This window comes from Shewanella sp. WXL01, from assembly GCF_012263345.1.
In the GTDB taxonomy this organism is placed as follows: Bacteria; Pseudomonadota; Gammaproteobacteria; order Enterobacterales; family Shewanellaceae; genus Shewanella; species Shewanella maritima.
Window position 1 is genome coordinate 1 of sequence record NZ_JAAIKQ010000016.1, and the last position, 18,406, is coordinate 18,406.

An 18,406-nucleotide genomic window follows, 5' to 3' on the forward strand; every position below is an offset into this window, starting at 1 on the left:
GAAGACCAATTTATCAACCTGGGTGCTGGACTTAACTATGCCGGCCTTATGCAGGACAAGCTCAGCCTAGGGCTTGATTACAACTTCAGTAACTCAATTAGCGATACCTACCCTATTGGCAGCGACACAGGCGTGCTTTATGGCGATTACTACTCATATCGTCATGGTGCCAGTGCTTATGCCAACTATGCCATTGATGAGCAAATGGCATTGAAACTCACTTACCGCTATGAACGCTATTTCGATACCGATGCAGCAACCGTAGGGGTTAATGACATCCCAGGGATGATCACCTTGGGCGATATCAACCATAACTACAACGCGCACCAAGTGATGCTGTCGTTTACCTACAAGTTGCACTAATACGCATCGATTTATTCCCGGAGGAGAAGATTATGGAACGCAGAAGTTTTTTAAAAGCCAGTGCTGCACTAAGCTGTGCTGCTACTGTGGTCGGATGTAAAACGAGCTCTGATGAAGCTAATGTTAATCCACCAGAGCCGCCAGTTGCAGATGAAGTCATCAACTGGTCTGCATGTCTAGTTAACTGTGGCTCAAACTGCCCAATTAAAGTGTTTAGCCGTGATGGGGTGATCACACGTATTGAGACAGATCACGAGACCACCGACGAGTATGGTGTCAACCATCAAATCCGTGCTTGTGCTCGTGGCCGTTCACTTAAACAACGCACTTATGCACCAGATCGCTTAACTACACCGATGAAACGCGTGGGTAAACGTGGCGAAGGCAAATTTGTGCCTATTACGTGGGACCAAGCTTACTCAGAAATTGCAGCTAAACTTCAGTCTGTTGCGCAAGAGTACGGTAATGAGTCTATCTACTTTAACTATGGTACTGGCGCATACTACGGCTTTGCGTCAAACACAGCGACTTGGGGTCGCCTGCTAAACCTTAATGGTGGCTTCTTAAATCACCACTGGGATTACTCTTGGGCACAGGTATATTCAGCCTGTATGGCGACCTATGGCGATCAGTGGGACTCAATCGGTGGTTCTAGCCTGTCTGAAATCGAAAACAGCGACCTCTTCGTTGGTTTTGGCTACAACCCAAATGAAATTCGCCAATCTGGTTCGGGCGAAGGCTACGATTTCATCAAAGCACTTGAAGCCAACACCAATAACATTGAAGTGTACATGATTGACCCTAAGTACACTGACTCTATGCGCGGTAATGAAAACAAATGGCTAGCAATTCGCCCTGGTACAGATGCGGCAATTATTGAAGCCATTATTTATCAAATGATCAACTCAGGCTGGGTTGATAGCAACGCGAAATCATTCCTTGATAAATACTGTGTCGGTTATGACCAAGCATCACTTGAAGCAACCAAAGCCGACTTAGAAGCAAAAGGCGACCGTCATGCTACCCATATCGACGTAACTGATAACTACCACGACTACATCCTAGGTTTAGGTAAATACCAAACTCAAGGTGCACGCACACCAGAGTGGGCAGAGTCAATCTGTGGTATTACCGCAGACGATATTCGCGAACTTGCTGATAAAATCATGGCAGCAAAGGCACCTTACATTATCGTAGGTGGCGGTGTAAGCCGTCACTCCAACGGTGACCAAAACACTCGCGCCGCGTACATGCTAGCAATCATGACAGGCAAAATTGGTACCCCAGGAGTGAATACTGGCGCCATGAACAGCAGCTATTCATTCCCAATTAGTGGTATGTCAGCCGGTAGTAACCCAGTTGATGTAACAATTCCTGTTTTCTCTTGGAGTGACGCGATTGTGCGCGGCGAAGAGTTTACTGGCACGACTGACGGTGTGCGCTTTGCAACCAGTGGCACTAATGAGTTAGCCGACAACAACGACGCTAAGCTAAATAGCAATATCAAAGTTATTATCAACGCATCTGGTAATGCGCTTATTAACCAGCACTCAGACAGCAACGGCACAGCTGCCATCTTACAAGATGACACTATGTGCGAAATGATCATTGTTACTGACTGCTGGATGACGCCATCAGCCAAGTTTGCAGATATCTTACTGCCTGACACCACTTGGCTGGAGTCAGAAGACGTTGCCAACGACAGCTATGCATCAGGTCAAATGGCATATGCCACTATGATGAGTACCTCGCTAACGCCAGTGGGTGATTCTAAGTCAATGTACGACATCTGCGCCGGCATTGCTGAGAAAATGGGTAAAGGTGGTGAATATACTGAAGGTCGCACAGGGCGTGAATGGTGTGAGAAAATCTATGATGAAACCAAAGCGGCGAACTCCGATATCTCAATGCCTGCAACCTACAGCGAAGCGCAAGAAGTCGGTGTCTTTAGAAAGTACGCACCAAGTTCAAATGTTGCACTGCAAAGCTTTATTGCTGACCCAGTAGCTAATCCTCGCCCGACCGTCACAGGTAAAATCGAGATCTACTCACTGTCTAATGCCTACAAAGCGGGTACCTGGACAATCAAAGAGGGGGAAACGATTTCGCCACTACCTAAATACGTTGTCACTGCTGAAGGTTTTGAAGACAACGAAAGCGCTAAATCTTACCCGCTGCAACTATGTGGCTTCCATACTAAAGGTCGCACTCACTCAAGCTATCACAATGTGCCTTGGTTACGTGAAGCCGTTGAAGATGCAGTTTGGATGAACCCGGTTGATGCTAATGCTCGCGGGCTAAATCAAGGCGAGCTAATCCACCTGTACAACGATCGCGGCACCGTGGAACTGCCAGTGCGCATCACATCACGTGTAACACCAGGCGTTGCCATGTTAGGGCAAGGTGGCTGGTACACTCCAGACCCAGATGGCCGAGTAGGTCCATCAGGCCATGTGATAGACATTGGTGGCTGTATTAACACCTTGACCAAATACGCCCCAACCCCTGTTGTTAAAGGTAACCCTCAACACACCAACCGCGCACAGGTTGCGAAAGCTTAAGGAGCAGCATCATGACTACTAACGTTCAATATGGCTTTTATATCGACACAACTAAGTGCACAGGTTGTAAAGCTTGCCAGGTGGCGTGTAAAGACCGCAAAGACATTCCTGTCGGTATTAACTGGCGCCGAGTTTATGAATACGCGGGCGGGGATTGGGTAACCAATGCAAATGGCACCTATAACCAAAACGTATTTGCTTACTACACGTCTCTAGGTTGTAACCACTGCAATGAGCCAGTTTGTGTCAAAGCTTGCCCAACCGGCGCTATGCACAAACGCCGTGAAGATGGCTTAGTACATGTAGCAAGCGACCTATGTATTGGTTGTAGTAGCTGCGCCCGAGCCTGTCCTTACGATGCGCCACAACTTGATACTGAGCGCAAGGTAATGACCAAGTGTGATGGCTGCTTCGAGCGCCTCGCTGAAGGTAAGAACCCAAGCTGTGTTGACTCTTGTCCGCTACGTGCCATCGACTTTGACACTATGGACAATCTAAAACAGAAATACGGTAATGGTGACGGTCATATCGCGCCACTACCACCAGAAAGTATCACCTCACCTAACCTGATCATTAAAGCCAATGTGAATGGTCACCGTGACGGCGATATAGTTAACTACTCAGAGGTATAACAGTACCCTGCCGGCTAGCGTCTGCGATTTTGGGCGCTAGCCACCCTTTCTACATTTTTCGCACATTTTTTGAGTGATGACACAGTCTTGCATTAAGCCAATGTCATCCTTTTTGCCTAATCAGTATGATGGCAGCTATAGCACCCAACCATATCATCAAGGCGCCTTATGTTATCCGACAGCACTCAACATGGTTTTTATTTCGATACCCGCAAATGTATCGGCTGTAAAAAGTGCCACCGTGTGTGTAAGGCCAAATTTGATAGTGAACACAGCGTTAACCCAAGACGCGTCTACAAAAGCGACGGTGATGTCATTTACAAAAACCGTCATCAGCAAGTGCATTGCAATGTACCCACCTTCTTTATGTCGTTAGCGTGTAACCATTGCAGTGAGCCAGTTTGCGTGTTGGCGTGCCCAAGTGGCGCAATGCACAAGCGCAGTGAAGACGGACTAGTGCACGTCATTCAAGACATGTGTACCGGCTGCGGAGCCTGCGCCCGTGCTTGCCCCTATGATGCGCCGCAGCTCGACCCAGTAAAAAAGGTCATCGTAAAATGTGATGGCTGTTTTGAGCAGGTACAGCATGGCGACCGCCCATTATGTGTCGCCGCCTGTCCTAAGCAAGCGCTCGACTTTGGCACCATAGAACAGCTCAAACTAAAGCATGGTCAAAAGGCCCATATATCGTCAATTCCGTCATCGCAAATTACCTCACCTAACACCTTGTTGGGCGGTCTAGAGCCAAGGCGTAGCGCTAATCGTCGCAAAGGTAATATGGGCAAGAAGTACCCTGCTAGTGACTATGCCAAAGGGTTACTAACGAGCCCTAAATAGGAATAAAATAAGTGAATATACCAACAGAACAACTTCAAGAGCTTCAAGCGGTAGCGCGTATTCTGCACAATGTATTAATTGATTACCCAAGTGAACAGTCAGTTAACTATTTTGTTAAGCACAACCTTGCCCAGCAATGGCCAAATTTTCACGATGAAAACCCCGCGAATACTACTGATTGCGACCAAGGTAAGTTACTACTGCAAAAGTACCTTACCAATTGGCACGCAGACAAAATTACCGACCTTAAACTCGACTACGGTCAACTGTATTTTGGTCCAGGTGAGCCTAAAGCTATGCCATGGGGTTCAGTGTATTTAGGTGAACAAGGGATTTTAAATGATGACTCCACCATAGCGCTGATGGATTTTTACAAGCAGCAAGGGGTGAGTTTCGAGTTAAAGCACCAGCAACCTGTTGATCATATCGCCCTGTTCTATGCAGTCATTGACCAGTTAATTGAAATGATGCTCACGGCAGTTGCTGACAACGAAGACAGTAATGGCACCCAACGTACCTTGTGCATTTTACTGCAACAGCATCTGCTTACCTGGTCAGGTCGTTGCCACGAGCTTGCACAGCAACACGCGCAAACCGACTTTTATCGCGCTATTGCCATGTTAGCCGCCGACTTTGAACAAGCACTTGCTAATACTTTGAAGGTGATACCTGTCACTCAGCGCTTATTTCGCTAAAATCAAGGCACCAAAAGGCTAGTAAGTAAAAGTCTGATAATAGACACCAAGAGAACCAATCATGAGCGTTATTAAGTCCATTGGACAGCAATGGCAGAAAGCAGAATATGCCCACCAGCTAAATCACTTTTTTGCCAAGCAATCCAGTGTGCGTGAGCTGTTTGTCGCAGCAACACCTGCAACAACCGTCTGCAACTTGATTGCGGCTATGTGCCAGTTACCAAACAAGTCAGCAGAAGATGCACACCTTAGCTTGAATGAGGTATTCCCAAGGCTGTTTGATTGCTACATTTTGCTGTTTGTAAAACAAGCTGAACATCAACAACTGAGTCAGGCTGAGCAGCTGATTTGCTCCATCACTTTGATCTACGCTAAGCAGATACTTAATGATGCCCAGTCAACAACCGAGCAGACTCAAACAGATGAGCTAATTGAGCAAGCCAAACGCGTTGTCGCCGCCGATCAACAATTGGCAAAATCAGTGCAGGCGATGCGCCGTAGTCAAAGCAATATGGGAAAATATTAGCTCTCACAACAAATAAAAAAGGAGCTGTTCAGCTCCTTTTAATAAATCAGTAGTTTAGCCCAAACCTTAGTGAAACAAAGTTATGCTGGCGACTAGTACCAAATCTTATTGATGTACCACACCTTTTCACCATCTGGTGTTTTCACTACCGCCTCATCATCAACCTGCTTTTTTAGTAGCGCTCTAGCCATTGGTGAATCGATAGAGATGTAATCTTTACGACCAAAAATCTCGTCGTAACCGACAATGCGAAAAGTTAAGGTTTCACCATCGTCATTTTCAATCTCAACCCAGGCACCAAAAAACACACTGCCATCTTGCTCAGGTGCGTAATCAACTACCTTGGTATTTTCAATGGTTTTTCTTAAGTAGCGCACCCTACGGTCAATCTCACGCAGGCGCTTTTTATTATATTGATATTAGTTCTACTCTTATCAACGTACTAATAGCTGCAATACTACTTCTAACTATCTGATATTAAGTTAGCCTCTTTTTATAGTTGAGTCATTTGAATTAGTGAGAACCATCAACTATATACTAAGTAGTATGTTAAGAATTCCTTAGTATTTGAGGTGACCTATGAACTATGAGAAGCGATGGACGAGTTGGAGTGAGTTTTCAGAAAATAGTCGTCGACTCCCTGATAGTGATTAGCTGGAATGTAAAAATGAACAGTAGTTTAAACATGTTCCTATAAATATGACCTGTTATTACGCTAAGAACTGATCTGGATGGCGTAACTACTTCAAAAAGGCAAAGAAATGAGCTTCGTGATCAAGCGCTCAGTGAACTACAAATTGAGGACAAACCAGCCTCTATTTCGTTTTCCTGCGCTTTTCACCGAAAGTGGTTTGCTGATTTCTCATCTGAGATTTTTGCACGAGAATCGCTACAAATCTCAATCGTGGCTAGAGCGTAATGCCTTTGCCGTAGAGCTTCTCTTAAAGTTTATTGAGCGCCAAGTATCAAACTATTCAACAGCTACAGATTTACTTAGAGCTTTTGTTGAAGCATTACAGTTCGGAACTATTCAAGATGGCCAAGATGATTCTGGTTTGTTCTGGAACCCTCGAAGAAATGAGGATGTTAATGTTCTTCTTCGTCATGTTACGGATTATTGCGACTACCTCGACGCCGTTCATGGCACTGACTTACCCAAGCTAAACCCCTTGAAGAAAGCAACTCATGCAGAAGAGCGTTTGCAATGGTGTGCTTACTACAGAAGGTACAGTCGTAGCTTTTTAAATCATTTAGCGAAACCATCCCAATCGCAATACTTACTTGTTAGAAAGGTTCGTGGACCTGATAGACATCTAGTCGATGTAGAAAATATATATCGCTTTCCTGAAGACCGAATCCAAGACTTACTATTACATGGACTTGTGTCTGCGTCGGGAGAGCCGGATTATTGTAGTCAGTTAATCTTAATGTTAATGCACTTTGGTGGGCTGAGGTTGTCAGAGTGTTTCCACATATATACCCATGATGTGAACCTAGACCCTAAAACATGCTCAGCCATCGTATCGGTTTTTCATCCTAGTGATGGAGAGTCTCCAGATGAACGTTTCAGTAAACGTAATGAATACTTGGCTAATATATACCGGCTAAGTCCACGGAATGAGTATTCGAGAAGCCATAGGCTCTACTCAGGCTGGAAAGGACCTTTGCTTACAAATCGCAACCTGTCCTTTGATGTCATGTTTTATCCCGCAAGTAAAGCCGTTGAGTTCACTCTGTTACTACAAAAATACCTTTCGACTCGACCTGTTTCCAAATTTCCTTTCTTATTTGTTAACTCAAAGGGTAAACCTGAGAGTAAAAAGAACTTCCTTCAAAAATATATTAGAGCCGTTCAACGTATTGGGCTCGAGCCCTACAAGTCACTTGGGACAACCCCACACGCTCATCGCCATTCCTACGGCTATAGATTAAGCCAAGGAGGTTTTTCTCAGCTAGAAATTCAAAAAGCGATGCATCATAAAAGCCCTGATAGTTGCTTGGTTTACTTAAAACCTAGCGATAAAGAAGTACGTTTAATTATGAAAGGGTTATATGAAGAATAGAACTGAAAAATACTCAACATATTCTAAAGCAAGTAAAGCTGCTCAACTGCTGGGCATTAAAACATCAAAAGAATATAAACTACACTATAAAAAAGACTCTAGATTGCCATCAACACCAAGTAGGTGCTATGCAATTGATTGGAAAGGGTGGGGTTTATTCTTAGGAACTTATGAGTTAGAAAAGTATAATACAATAGAAGAGGCTTCAAAAGCTGCTTTTACTATAAACATTTATACAAAGACCGATTATATATTCTTCTATATTAAAGATGAACAGTTACCCAGCAACCCAGAGTCTTATTATTCATCCGATTGGAAAGGCTGGGATGAATTTTTAAACATTAAAGATAATACACGTCATGGTCATTTATTTAGTGCAAGAGCATCATGTTCAATGTTATCAATTAATAATTATTTTGATTATAGAGAAAATAGATTTAAAGACCGTCACCTTCCTGCATTCCCTAATTATGTATATGAAGATGAGTGGTTAGGCTGGGTCGATTTTTTTAGTCCAAAAAGTGGTGTTGATGTATATCTAAGTCTAGAAGAAGCAGCTAGGGCTAGCATAGCACTAGGAATTAATAGCAGCATTAGTTATTCAATATTGTCAGCTAAGGACCCTCTACTTCCTAGAGACCCTACGGTAACTTATGCACATGAGTGGAAAAGTTGGTATCATTTTTTAAATAAGCCAGCCCCTTATTACGAAAGATTAGAGGAACTAATAATAGTAGTTAAAGAGCGTGGAATTATAAGCAAAGAAGAATACGTTAAATTCAGTAAAAATAACACAAGTGTACCTGCCAGGCCGGATAAGGTATATATTGATGAATGGCTGGGTTGGGGCCATTTATTTGGGTGTGGGGAAATTAAAATCTATAATAATATGAAAGATGCAAGTAAGGCATCAGTATTGTTAGGGATTAACACAATTAAAGACTATTCGCGACTATATCGAGAAGATCCTAAGTTGCCGGAGAAGCCTGAGCAATTATATGAGGAAGGCTGGAAAGGTTGGTATCATTTCTTAAATAAGGTTGAACATACCTCATACCAAACTTTAGATGAAGTGAAACTTGTAATTCAGCGTTTAGGTATAACAACGTCCGAGGAGTATAAAGTTCGTTTTAGAGAAGATCCTTTGCTTCCAAAAGAAGTTGAAAAAGTTTATCCACAGATCAGGTTTGATTGGATTGAAGCTTTAGGTAAATCACGTTTCTACACATTTGACGAGCTAACAGCACTTGTAAGAGTCGAAGGTATATCTACGCTGAGACAGTATTCTAAGTTTAGAATAAAATCTAAAGATGATCGAATTCCAGTCAAGCCAGAAGAGTATTACAAAGGAAAAGGCTGGACAAATGTCTATGATTTCTGGGGCACTAAAAGACCATATCAAATCAAGTATTTTACAGAGGAATGGAGTCTTTGGGCAGAAAAGATAGAAGAGTTCCTAAAATCTGCTCGTGGCGGGGATACAAAAGCTAAAGACTTATGTGAGTTTGTTCGCGAGTACATAGAACCAAATGGATTTGAAGCTTGTCCTCTCGAGTTTCTTAGTAGAGGCTCTACAAATATTCAACCAATGCTTAATTTGTTTGAACAAGTTCCTATAACACGTAAAAAGAAGTGGCTCTTTTCAATCAACGAATTTCTAGATTGGACAATCTCGAATTATCTAACTTTGGAAGACGCTGATACTGGTGAAATCACTCATATCAAAGGTGCTAAGAACCCTTTCAGCTACATTAACTTTAACGGTCAAGTTGAGACACGGGTAGTAAATGAAACGAATAAACTGGCATTGCCATATCAATATGTGAAGGCCGGGCGAGAATGGATTTTCCCTTCAAATTCTATAGATAATAATCTCAACTATAGAGACTTAGCTCACCTGCATCGCTTTTCATCGGATTGGTTTTTAATTGACGATGAATCGCTAATTGATTCAAGTGATCCAGACTGCGTATTCAAGATTGAAAATGGCAAAACCTATCTTTGGTTGCCAACATACTGGACCTATACGTATTCACTAATGCAACTCCCTGCCCGAGGGATGCAAATCGTGTATTGCGACTCTGGAGAGGCCGACAAAGAACTTGCCGACTTTAAGAATAGTAAAGTCGTTTGGAAGAAAAATAGGACTAAGTTATCAGGCCTAACCAATCGGCAGGGTATGGTGAGTAAATCAGGGAAAGATGACTTTGGCGTTCATTATACCTCCAATAAAACCAAGTTTGATGGTTCAGGGTTTACCATACCTTTTATGCCATTAGACCTCGCCTATTGGCTTGTTAAGCTGAGAAAATGGCAACAAAAGTATAATTCTATTAAAGAGCCCACCAAATGGTTAGATTGCACTCGCACCAATTTGAATGAAGTTCAGCGTAAGCAAAAAGGTATTAATTGCTTTTTGTTTAGGGACTATTTAGAAACAGAACCGGGTATATTTGCAGGAAGACTGTCTGCAAGGCTCGCCGCCACACTATTTTTCTCCGCAAAGAATGACGTTACAACAGCGACCTACCGTGGATTCAAATACAATGAGGTCATCAAAAGCTTAGAGAGTAGCGAAGTTATACCGCTTTCATACTTCAAATCCCCTTATACACCTCACTCAATGCGCGTCAGCTTAATCAATGCGTATGCTTATGAATTCGGCATTCCACTAGAAGTCATCATGAAGTTAGTTGGTCACTCTAGCATTATCATGACGATCTACTACACCAAAAGCGATAAGACCGGCGCAAACCTTCGTGAAAAAATGGAAGTAGGCGAAAAAGAAGCGTTAAGCAAAGCTAAAAAAACACTGAGATCATTTGTCGAGCAGCAAAGAATTGAAGAAATCAAATCACAATTAGTTAGCTCATCTGTCGAACAACTAAATTTAATCGACAACAGTAAGCCTGCATCTAGTTATCTATTCAAAGACTTTGGCATCTGCCCCGTAGGAGGGGCATTCTGCTCCGAAGGTGGTTGCCCAGTAGCCACTAAAGCGAACATTTATCACCCTGTTGCGGCAGGATACCTTGGTGAACAGAACTGTATTCAGTGTCGATTTTTCATAACAGGTCCAGCCTTTATGGTCGGGCTTGCTGCGATATTTAATGAGATTAGTCTGGCAGTTAACACTCAATCCTATCGCTACTCCCAATTAGAAACAGAGCTTGATCAAGTGGTTGAAAAAATTGAGGTTATTGATCATCAGCTATACAGGCTCAAGATTCAAAATTCAGAAAAACAATCTATTGAAATTAAAAGAAATGAATTGGTTGGGGAACGAATACACCTCAATTCTGAAATTGAAACTCGCGCCAAAAAGCTAGATCTATTTATGTCGGATATGCACGTCGTCCATCGTCACATTCGTAATTGCCAAGATCTAATTAACCAGCCAAAAGATAACGATACCCAAAGCTTGCAACTTATCGTTCCACAAGAGTTCAAGATAGGCTTTGAACTCAATGAAGTCAGCTATTTCCATCAGTTATCAGAAGTGTGCTCGAATGCAGAACTGTTTCACAGCTGTAGCGATGAACAAGCAGTAGCCAGGCGCTCCCAAATGATCGACAAAATGATGGTCGAGAACGATATTCAGCCGCAACTTTTCTTACTGTCAGAAGAAGAACAACTCTTAGTGGGGAACCAGCTAACAGAGCTAATGCTGACAAGGTTAAAAGGCTGGGAAAATGTCGATCGCCTGATGGATGGGAGTTTAAGCTTAAAAGACTTATCGATAGATAACCAGTTGGACGAAAAGACGATTCGTGAATTGTTTGAGAAATCGAAACCACTAAAAAGGATCGGTTAGCATGTCAGACATTACTCCTGATCAAGTACTGAGTCAGCTAAAAAAGAAAGCATCATCTCGGGTACAGCACTCATTAGATGCCGTGTTTACCATATGCAAGGAACAACAAGAGCGCGGATTGAGCGACTTTAGTTATTCAACGATAGCTAGACTTGGAAAAGGGCGAGGTGTCCCAGCGGCACAAAGTATCCGAAACAAAACTGGTGAATCGTACCGAACCTTAATTGCTAGCTTCAACTCTTCAACAAAAGACCAACGTAAGCCGGCACAAAATACCTCAAAAGGTAAGATGCACGCATGGATAGATGAACTAGAAGATCCAGTCGTTAAGCTTCAAGCCAATATTCTCTATGCTCAAAAAAAGGAAGCTGAGCGATTACTTAATGAAGTAGTGCCCATCAATCAGGTCATTGAAGTTTTCGATAACGTCGATGTGTCTGTTGGGTCGATTAAGCTCACCGAACTAGAACGAAGTGCTTTGGAATATCTAATTTCTACTGAGTTTTTACGCAGACATCAATTGGAGCTTGGAAAAAATGGCAGTATAGTCTCGAGTGATACACAAAAGTCTTTTTTCCCTGTCGCGACTTTGGATGCAATCAAAAAGGCGCTACAGAACTTATAGATAACTTGGATTGTAGAAGTGAAAACAAAACTAATCACCAGAGAAGGATACAACAAACTCAAAGCAGAGCATGACCATCTTTGGTTCGAGAAACGACCCGAAATCACAAAAATCGTGAGTTGGGCTGCGAGTCTTGGCGATCGCTCTGAAAATGCAGACTACACCTTCAACAAGCGTTTACTTCGACAAATAGACCGTCGTGTTCGCTTTTTGCGCAAATATCTACCCGACGTGACTATTGTTGATTACTCTTCTGAGCAAGAAGGCAAAGTGTTTTTTGGTGCATGGGTTGAAATTGAGAATGAAGATGGTGACATTAAAACATTCAGAATTGTCGGCCCAGAAGAAATCTATGGTGATGTAAAAGACTATATTTCAATTGACTCACCAATGGCGAGAGCATTGCTTAAAAAGGAAGTTGATGACGAAGTAATGGTTCGTACACCTGAAGGCGACAAAGAATGGTTCATTAACTCTATTGGCTACAACAAATCCTAGTTATCCTCGGGGGTGCTCAACTTGTTGGTAAGATTTTGCCATTAAACAGCCAACTTAGGAAAGGTGTCATATTTATGAAAGCAGTAAGTCTTGATTTTGTAACTTAATCAAGTAATGTAGGACTACGCTATTAAAATATGAGGAGAATAAAGATGCCTGAAGAGAAAAAGCATGGAGGGTATCGTCAAGGCGCGGGGAGAAAAACTAAATATGAAAAAACAATGGTAATGCGAGTACCTGAAAAATATAAAGAGGTCATAAAAGAGTTAATTGCCCACCTAGATAGCACGGCTGGACTCAGCCATCATTTTAATGAATCTGAATCAGAGCCAGTATACCTCCGCTCTTTAGAGGACAAAAAGCAGCATATAACTTTCGTGACCAAACCATTTAAATAACCCTTAGCAGATACTTTATGTTCAGCGAAGATAAGCCTAAGGAAGCTATCTTGATAAAGTTACAAAATCAAATTAAATGGCTTCTATGAATACCACAGTTATTTACCATTTTTCACTCCGTCCATGTTTTACTGATTGAGCAAACAATCTCTTTAACAACAAAGTTTGAAACGCACTTCTGGACATCAATGCATTAGCATCTTATCGAGTGGATATATTCACATTAGTATTTCTACAGAATGACTCTGTCAAAATCTGGCCAGTTTAACCAATGAAGTACTGGTCATTCTAAAACTTTATTTAATTAACTTGAGTAGCCCCATACGAAGAAGAAATGGGGCTATACAGAGTTGCTATGAGCTAAACTCTTTTAATTTTCCTTTAGAAAAGAACTGATATAGGCTTGGAACAACAAATAACGTAAGTAACGTTGCAGTAATTAAGCCTCCAACAATTACACTAGCGAGCGGCCTTTGAATTTCAGAGCCTACCCCGTTTGACATCAACATTGGTATTAACCCTAATGCTGACGTGATAGCAGTCATAAGCACTGGACGTAATCTCGACGTAGCACCATCAAATATAGCTTCTGCTGTTGTCAGTCCATCTTTGATGCGCTGGTTAATGCTTTCCACCATGACAACACCATTGAGAACTGCTACCCCAAATAAGGTAATAAACCCAACGGAGCTTGGAACCGATAAATACTGACCTGAAAGGTATAGAGAAAATACGCCCCCAATAACGGCTAAAGGAACGTTAAGCAGGATCAGCATAGCTTGCCCGACAGAACCAAACGCAAAATATAGGAGTAATGCAATCAAAGCCAACGATAACGGGACTACAATGGAAAGGCGTTGCTGCGCTCTTTGCTGGTTTTCGAATTGACCTCCAATCGATACTGAATAACCTACAGGTAATTTTACTTCTGAGGCTATCGTTGCCTGAATATCTTCAACTACACTTCCCATATCACGGCCTTGAACGTTAGCCTGAATAACCACTCGACGCTGCACATCATCACGCCTAACCTGTGGAGGCCCAGACTCAAAAGACACAGAAGCTACATCACCAAGTCGTACCCATGTGCCAGTTGGAGACTGTATCCTAATATCGGCTATAGCTTCACTATTCTCTCTAAACTCCTCGCCTAGACGCACGTATATATCATAACGCTCGTTTCCATTAATAATTTGACCTGCTTCAGCGCCACCAATTCCACCTTGAACCACTTCCATGACATCACCTACAGATAAACCATATCGAGAAAGTTCAAGTCGATTAGGAGCGATAACCAGCTGCGCTTCACCTGCAATCTGCTCAAGAGCAACATCTTTCGCACCTTCAATTGATTTTATAGCAGCTTCTATTTCTTCGCCTTTATTAGCGAGCACCGCTAAATCGGGACCAAATAGTTTTATTGCGAGTTGGGCTTTCACACCTGATAACAGCTCGTCCACACGAGTAGCGATAGGTTGGGAAAAGTTTAGAAGCAACCCAGGGAACTCTTCTAATGAGCGTTCCATTTTATCTTGCAACTCATAACGGTTAGAGGCGCTTGTCCATTCTGAAACAGGCTTTAGGCCAATATAAATTTCAATATTGTTCACAGGCTCTGGATCGCCGCCAATTTCTGCTCGACCAATTCGGCTCAGAGCATAGGTCACCTCAGGGAAAGCCATTAACTTTTCTTCCAATATTGGAGCAACCGCGAGCGCTGTTTCCAAACTAGAAGAAGGAGCTAGAGTAACCCTAAGGTTAATCGTTCCTTCTTCAAGTTCTGGCACGAACTCTGTTCCTATTTGTGGAATGACTGCCGCAGCTGAAGCGACAAGGGCCAATGACACAAAAACAACAACCTTGGTCTGATTTAAAGCAATTTTCAATGACTTTCGATACAGAATATCGATAGGTTTTAAAATCAAGCTTTCCCTTTCTTTTACCCCACCTTTAAACATAAAAGTGGCAAGTGCAGGAACAATAAATAAAGCAACAACTATAGCTGACACCACAGCTAACATAATGCTGATTGCCATTGGCTGAAATAGCTTTGCTTCAACACCTTCAAAACTAAACAGTGGTGTAAAAACAACAAGAATAATTGAAGTAGCAAAAAAGATTGGACGAGCAACTTCTTTGCCCGCAAGTTTTAACTTTTGCTTAATTTCAATACTTGTTTCATCGTTGCCGCTTTCCAGTTGCTTATTTAGATGTTTAAACATGTTTTCAACCATTACAACGGAACCATCGACTAACATACCGATAGCTACGGCGATACCACCAAGCGACATCAAGTTGGCTGAAACACCCCACCACGCCATCATCATTAATGCAATACCAATAGAAATTGGAATAGAAATCAGCACTAAAAATGTAGCTCTTAAATTCATTAAAAAGAGCGCTAATACAACGGTAATAAAGACAAAAGCTAAAGCAAGGGCTTCAACAACGGTTGCCACCGCTTTTTCAATTAAATCTGCTTGATCGTAAAAAGGCTCAAACCTAACGCCTTCAGGGAGTGCCTGGTTGATAAGCTTGGTCCTAGCATTAATACCATCTATCGTCGCTTTGGTATTCGAACCCATCCGCTTTAAGACTATGCCAGAGACAACTTCACCCAAATTTTCGACAGTACCGTTGTCAGCTTTGCGTGTCATTGTAACAGCGCCTTGTCTGATCTCGGCACCAAGCTCTACGTTAGCGACATCAGAAACAGTAACAACAACACCATTTAGTGTTTTCACAGGCACTTGCTGAATATTTTCAATACCTTTTTCACCACTTTCAAACCAACCAGTACCACGAATAACTAACTGTTCTTGGCCGCGATTCATGTACCAGCCACCGACATTGGCGTTGTTATTTTCAAGTGCTGAAACTACTTCTTCTTGTGTTAACTCATAGGATAATAATTTGGAAGGGTCGACATTGACTTGATACTGACGAACATTACCACCAAATGACAGCACATCAGTCACACCGTCTACAGGCATTATTAATAGTTTAATGATCCAGTCATTCAGACTTCTAAGCGCCATTGAATCATACTTGCTTGTGTCATCTGAAATCAGCAAATATTGAAATACTTGTCCTAAACCAGAAGTGTTGGGGCCCATCTCTGGTGTTCCAACTCCAGCAGGAATCAGTTCTTTTGCAGCCTGTAAACGTTCAAAGACTAACTGTCTAGCAAAATATATGTCAGTGCCTTCTTTAAATACTACAGTTACGCCGGACAAACCTGTTTTTGATATAGAACGCACTTGTTCTACATCCGGCAATGCATACATCACAGCTTCAATTGGATAACTAATCAACTGTTCTACTTCTTCAGCGGCCAAACCCGGCGCTTCGGTATTTACGGCGACTTGAACATTTGTTACATCCGGAAAAGCATCTAAATTTAACTTAGGTATAGTTATAACGGCACTTACTATTAACGCAAATAGTGCGATTAGTACAAGTAATCTGTTGTTAATAGACCAATCAATTATTCGATTAAACATGGTTGGCCTCCTTAGTGATTGTGCGGATCAAATCCGCCCTTAGCAATCTCAGATGCAACAAAAAAAGCGCCACGGGTGACGACTTTCGTTCCAGGTTCAATGCCTAAAACTTCTCGATATTCGCCAAACGAGCGACCTCTTGTTACTTCTACTGCTTTAAACTCATTTGGATGGTCTTCAATAAACACTGTCCAATCACCATCACTGCTTCTTATCAATGCTTCTTCTGGTACGGCAATGACCTCACTGTTCGATTCGAACTGAAAATAGACTTTCACAAACATACCTGAATGAAGCTTATGTTCAGTATTGTTAACTGACAATCTGACAACTCGGGTACGGGTGATAGGGTCGATTGTGTGAGCTTCTTGTATTACATTGGCAGGATATTTATAACCACTTACTTCAACTAGAGCAGCACTCCCTAACCTGATATTGAGTTCTTTATTTGGAGGAATGTTAGCTTTAACCCATAGTTCTTTCTCATCTGCCAGTAACATTATCGTTTCACCTGATTCAATTCGCTGTCCTTGCATAAAGTCATCCTGCAAAACGACACCTTCTCGCTCAGCAATAAGCGCATATTGCCCAAACGTTGAGTTATCTTGCTGATATATTTTTTCAATTGCCTGTTGAGTCAAACCAAAAGCAAGTAACTTACCGTAAACTCCTCTATAGATGCTTTCAGCTTCCACAAGAGTTCGCTCGCTTACATTATCACTACCTAACTTTTTAGCTCGTCTCCAATTGGAAGACGCAATGATAAAATCAGCTTGCGCTTGCGCCATCGTCTCGCTGAACAATGTGACCAGTTCTTGCCCAACTTTAACGTGATCTCCTAAGCTTGCATGGCGACTAATAACTACAGAGTCAGTTCGAGGAGATACAATATAGCTCTTATAACCATTCGCTTGGATTTCTCCCGGAGCATAAATATTTTTAACATGCTTTTTAGGAACAAGCTCTTCAACTCTTATGCCTGCTAATTTAATTTTCTCAGCACTTAAAGTAATACCTTCTTCGTGTTCATCTTCCTCCATTGAAAGTTTCTGAGGAATATTTAGTCTCTCTGTAGCATGCTCATGCTCATTATCTTGAACAATAGTTGTAGTAGGCTGCTCATGAGAATGTTCATCGTGATAAGTGTTATTTTTGCTACTAGCCGATATTGGGGTTATTAAAAACACACCCAAAGTAATCACTAAGGTTGCCCCTGTGATGTGAAGGAAATTATTCATAATGTCTCTTAACTTTTATTAAACCAATTTTTGTTTGCGTGAATACGCAGTGCATTGAGCAAAGTTAAGCAATGGGGGGGCGATTAAGACTATTTGAGAAACTAAGAGGAAATAAAGTCAACTTATTGAAATTGTGAAAGTGATTTTTAGGTATGTTTAAGGTAAATGCTTCCACCAAAAACCAGCTGGTATGATTGCCACTACAGTGCCCACAATGGTGACAATCATGCGCATCATGTTTTTTATCATTCTCGAGCTGCGATGTATGGTCAGCCTCGTGATTATGGGTAGTTTGGAAATGTTCAGCGTCTAGTTGATGAGTCTCAGCAGCTACGGATACTGCAAATGATTGTAAAATAATAGATAATATAAGCAGTATTTTTAAAGCAACGTTAGTTTTCACAGCTATACTCTCATCGTTAGACGAATATAAAATAGCAAATTCATACACTAAAATCTAAGGCTATCATCACATCGTCCATAATTTTTTTTCCTTAGCATATTGAATTTTAAATGTGCTATGCGTCATCCCAAACACGCTTAGGGTATAAACTATCACAAATGAAGATTGTTGTTGGTTGAACTGAAATGCAAAACATGGCTTTCAAACCAAATGATTTTACTTCCTAGGAAAGTCTGCTTGGCAGCAAGTA

The 18,406-nt window shown here is 41.9% G+C and carries 13 protein-coding genes and 1 pseudogene; 11 read left to right on the forward strand and 3 right to left on the reverse strand.

From position 1 onward, the window contains the following. From G3R49_RS19490 to G3R49_RS19515, 6 genes are all read left to right on the forward strand, one after another. On the forward strand, nucleotides 1-363 hold a 363-nt coding region (locus G3R49_RS19490; RefSeq protein ID WP_167870771.1), incomplete at its 5' end, for an MtrB/PioB family outer membrane beta-barrel protein. A 32-nt stretch (nucleotides 364-395) separates the two neighbouring features. Then, the gene (locus G3R49_RS19495; RefSeq protein WP_167870772.1) at nucleotides 396-2,924 is read left to right on the forward strand and encodes a DMSO/selenate family reductase complex A subunit; all 2,529 of its coding nucleotides are present in this window, start codon (nucleotides 396-398) and stop codon (nucleotides 2,922-2,924) included. A gap of 11 nt (nucleotides 2,925-2,935) precedes the next feature. Then, on the forward strand, nucleotides 2,936-3,556 hold the full coding sequence (locus G3R49_RS19500; RefSeq protein WP_130600428.1) for a DMSO/selenate family reductase complex B subunit: 621 nt from the start codon (nucleotides 2,936-2,938) through the stop codon (nucleotides 3,554-3,556). 168 nt (nucleotides 3,557-3,724) lie between these two features. Next, nucleotides 3,725-4,393 (forward strand): 4Fe-4S dicluster domain-containing protein, encoded by a 669-nt coding sequence (locus G3R49_RS19505; protein ID WP_130600426.1) that lies wholly within the window; start codon nucleotides 3,725-3,727, stop codon nucleotides 4,391-4,393. Nucleotides 4,394-4,404: 11 nt separating this feature from the next. Further along, nucleotides 4,405-5,088: a molecular chaperone TorD family protein gene (locus G3R49_RS19510; RefSeq protein ID WP_167870773.1), complete on the forward strand. Its 684-nt coding sequence runs from the start codon at nucleotides 4,405-4,407 to the stop codon at nucleotides 5,086-5,088. A gap of 61 nt (nucleotides 5,089-5,149) precedes the next feature. Then, a complete protein-coding gene (locus G3R49_RS19515) occupies nucleotides 5,150-5,614 on the forward strand; it encodes a hypothetical protein (RefSeq protein WP_130600422.1) in 465 nt (154 codons plus the stop codon). A gap of 92 nt (nucleotides 5,615-5,706) precedes the next feature. On the opposite strand, the pseudogene greB (G3R49_RS19520) reads toward G3R49_RS19515, so the two are convergent. Further along, nucleotides 5,707-6,033: pseudogene (greB, locus tag G3R49_RS19520) on the reverse strand (transcription elongation factor GreB); the annotation flags it as partial. A gap of 342 nt (nucleotides 6,034-6,375) precedes the next feature. Between greB (G3R49_RS19520) and gmtY the strand changes: the two are divergent. The 5 genes from gmtY (at nucleotide 6,376) to G3R49_RS19545 (ending at nucleotide 13,012) form a co-directional block, all read left to right on the forward strand. Further along, nucleotides 6,376-7,677 carry a gamma-mobile-trio recombinase GmtY gene (gmtY, locus tag G3R49_RS19525; RefSeq protein ID WP_167870774.1) on the forward strand — a complete coding sequence of 434 codons (1,302 nt, stop codon included), beginning with the start codon at nucleotides 6,376-6,378 and terminating at the stop codon, nucleotides 7,675-7,677. Beyond that, nucleotides 7,667-11,491 (forward strand): VPA1269 family protein, encoded by a 3,825-nt coding sequence (locus G3R49_RS19530; RefSeq protein ID WP_167870775.1) that lies wholly within the window; start codon nucleotides 7,667-7,669, stop codon nucleotides 11,489-11,491. The genes gmtY and G3R49_RS19530 overlap by 11 nt, the downstream gene beginning before the upstream one ends. Nucleotide 11,492: 1 nt before the next feature. Beyond that, a complete protein-coding gene (gene gmtX, locus G3R49_RS19535; protein ID WP_167870776.1) occupies nucleotides 11,493-12,116 on the forward strand; it encodes a gamma-mobile-trio protein GmtX in 624 nt (207 codons plus the stop codon). Between the two features lie 18 nt (nucleotides 12,117-12,134). Then, on the forward strand, nucleotides 12,135-12,614 hold the full coding sequence (gene greB / locus G3R49_RS19540) for a transcription elongation factor GreB (RefSeq protein WP_167870777.1): 480 nt from the start codon (nucleotides 12,135-12,137) through the stop codon (nucleotides 12,612-12,614). Between the two features lie 152 nt (nucleotides 12,615-12,766). Further along, nucleotides 12,767-13,012 (forward strand): hypothetical protein, encoded by a 246-nt coding sequence (locus tag G3R49_RS19545; protein WP_210147293.1) that lies wholly within the window; start codon nucleotides 12,767-12,769, stop codon nucleotides 13,010-13,012. A gap of 353 nt (nucleotides 13,013-13,365) precedes the next feature. Here the strand turns inward: G3R49_RS19545 and G3R49_RS19550 are convergent, their stop codons facing one another. Together G3R49_RS19550 and G3R49_RS19555 are read right to left on the reverse strand one after the other, a co-directional pair. After that, entirely contained in the window at nucleotides 13,366-16,515 is a 3,150-nt protein-coding gene (locus tag G3R49_RS19550) for an efflux RND transporter permease subunit (RefSeq protein WP_167870779.1), read from the reverse strand. Nucleotides 16,516-16,526: 11 nt separating this feature from the next. Further along, complete coding sequence (locus G3R49_RS19555) at nucleotides 16,527-17,753, reverse strand: efflux RND transporter periplasmic adaptor subunit (RefSeq protein ID WP_167870780.1); 1,227 nt, start codon at nucleotides 17,751-17,753, stop codon at nucleotides 16,527-16,529. Nucleotides 17,754-18,406: the final 653 nt, after the last annotated feature.

Excerpts from the sequence above, each read along its gene's own strand:
- G3R49_RS19495 (WP_167870772.1), top strand. The coding sequence starts at position 396 with ATGGAACGCAGAAGTTTTTTAAAAGCCAGTGCTGCACTAAGCTGTGCT.
- G3R49_RS19500 (WP_130600428.1), top strand. The coding sequence starts at position 2,936 with ATGACTACTAACGTTCAATATGGCTTTTATATCGACACAACTAAGTGC.
- G3R49_RS19505 (WP_130600426.1), top strand. The coding sequence starts at position 3,725 with ATGTTATCCGACAGCACTCAACATGGTTTTTATTTCGATACCCGCAAA.
- G3R49_RS19515 (WP_130600422.1), top strand. The coding sequence starts at position 5,150 with ATGAGCGTTATTAAGTCCATTGGACAGCAATGGCAGAAAGCAGAATAT.
- gmtY (WP_167870774.1), top strand. The coding sequence starts at position 6,376 with ATGAGCTTCGTGATCAAGCGCTCAGTGAACTACAAATTGAGGACAAAC.
- G3R49_RS19530 (WP_167870775.1), top strand. The coding sequence starts at position 7,667 with ATGAAGAATAGAACTGAAAAATACTCAACATATTCTAAAGCAAGTAAA.
- gmtX (WP_167870776.1), top strand. The coding sequence starts at position 11,493 with ATGTCAGACATTACTCCTGATCAAGTACTGAGTCAGCTAAAAAAGAAA.
- G3R49_RS19545 (WP_210147293.1), top strand. The coding sequence starts at position 12,767 with ATGCCTGAAGAGAAAAAGCATGGAGGGTATCGTCAAGGCGCGGGGAGA.
- G3R49_RS19550 (WP_167870779.1), bottom strand. The coding sequence starts at position 16,515 with ATGTTTAATCGAATAATTGATTGGTCTATTAACAACAGATTACTTGTA.
- G3R49_RS19555 (WP_167870780.1), bottom strand. The coding sequence starts at position 17,753 with ATGAATAATTTCCTTCACATCACAGGGGCAACCTTAGTGATTACTTTG.